Raw genomic sequence first — 1,297 nt, forward strand, 5'->3', positions numbered from 1 at the left:
GCGATTTTGGGGCCGTGGGTATTTCTCGACCACCAACGGTGCCATCACAGAGGACATCGTACTTCAGTACTTGGAAAATCACATCGCCGATCCTACCGGCGCCAGCCGGTAGTCGTTCAGTTTGGGAAAACATGTGATTTCGGGGTCGAATGCGGCTCAGTGACAACGGGTCGTGTTACATATCTGGCGACTTGGCCGAATGGATGGAAGGGCAAAATATGGACCATGTCCGTGGTGCTCCGTTCCATCCACAGACCCAAGGCAAAATCGAACGCTGGCATCAAACGATGAAGAACCGCGTATTGCTGGAAAACTACTATCTTCCCGGCGATCTCGAATGCCAGATCCGGGAATTTGTCGATTATTACAACAACCAGCGTTACCACGAGAGCCTGAACAACGTCACACCTGCCGACGTCTACTTCGGGCGTGACAGAGCAATTCTCAGACAAAGGAAAAGGATCAAAAGACAGACAATCAAACACCGCCGCTTGCAACATCAAAAACAAGCCGCATAATCAATCAAACAATTGAGCCAGAGCCTCCAATGCTCAAGCCGCTCTGATGTCCCAATTTAACTGACGACGGACACCGTCAAGCGTGAATAAGCTCCAAGAACAGAATTTACCGAGACGCCCAGGTCATTTGCAAGCATCCTGCAAGAGGGCAACTTCGTGCCTTTTCGCAATATGCCGCTGGAGATCAAGTCAGACAGTTGAGTATCCACGCCCTGGTTCCAACCCACCGACTTCCAGTCGGTTCGGGGTCGAGTGCGGCTCAGTGCAGAAAACCACTATAAGGATTTTTGTCTTTTAACATCAACTGTTTAACCAGCTCATATTTTATGAATCTCTCGGAATGCCCAGTAGAAATTATCTATACTTTTCAGTAGCTTATTTTCTTAACGTGCTATTTAGCACTGAGCCGCACTCGACCCCTGTCAGGTTCAAACCTTGCTTGAGCTTTTGTGACAGGCGCGAGGCGGATGCCGCTGAAATCAGCAAGCGGCGACCAATCTCACGCCCGGATAGCCCTTCGGCAAAGAGCTTTTCAAAGCGCATACGAATATCGGCAGAAAGCGGGTTGGGCATAATCTCATCCTCCTGAACAGGATGAATCAGAAAACAAGCTCGCTGTGAATCCCCTTTTGATTCAACAAACACTGGAAACGCTTTAGGCGATGATAACGGATTGTGAGGGCAGAACGACGGCGAGAGGGAACAGAGAAGCAATTCCGGATGGCTGAGTGGATCGGCACGAACCTTTGCAAACTTCCCTGTGACCGGCGATCCTTGCA

At 50.0% G+C, this 1,297-nt stretch carries 2 protein-coding genes and 3 pseudogenes; 2 read left to right on the forward strand and 3 right to left on the reverse strand.

Annotation, left to right across the window (positions count from 1 at the left end; translation table 11 throughout):
* Positions 1 to 112 (forward strand): annotated as a pseudogene (locus V6N04_RS19100) (IS200/IS605 family transposase); the annotation flags it as partial.
* Between the two features lie 43 nt (positions 113 to 155).
* Positions 156 to 518, forward strand: a pseudogene (locus V6N04_RS18975) (integrase core domain-containing protein); the annotation flags it as partial.
* 56 nt (positions 519 to 574) lie between these two features.
* Here V6N04_RS18975 and V6N04_RS18980 read toward each other — a convergent pair.
* The 3 genes and pseudogenes from V6N04_RS18980 to V6N04_RS19110 form a co-directional block, all read right to left on the reverse strand.
* The gene (locus tag V6N04_RS18980) at positions 575 to 745 is read right to left on the reverse strand and encodes a GntR family transcriptional regulator (RefSeq protein WP_371171738.1); all 171 of its coding nucleotides are present in this window, start codon (positions 743 to 745) and stop codon (positions 575 to 577) included.
* A gap of 148 nt (positions 746 to 893) precedes the next feature.
* Positions 894 to 1,091: a hypothetical protein gene (locus V6N04_RS19105; protein ID WP_420883469.1), complete on the reverse strand. Its 198-nt coding sequence runs from the start codon at positions 1,089 to 1,091 to the stop codon at positions 894 to 896.
* Positions 1,092 to 1,117: 26 nt separating this feature from the next.
* Positions 1,118 to 1,297, reverse strand: a pseudogene (locus V6N04_RS19110) (hypothetical protein); the annotation flags it as partial.

The sequence above is a fragment of the Aliiroseovarius conchicola genome, assembly GCF_041403445.1.
Lineage (GTDB): Bacteria > Pseudomonadota > Alphaproteobacteria > Rhodobacterales > Rhodobacteraceae > Aliiroseovarius > Aliiroseovarius conchicola.

What these genes read in the sequence shown, in the direction of transcription:
- V6N04_RS19105 (WP_420883469.1), bottom strand. Translation starts at nt 1,091, where the DNA reads ATGCCCAACCCGCTTTCTGCCGATATTCGTATGCGCTTTGAAAAGCTC.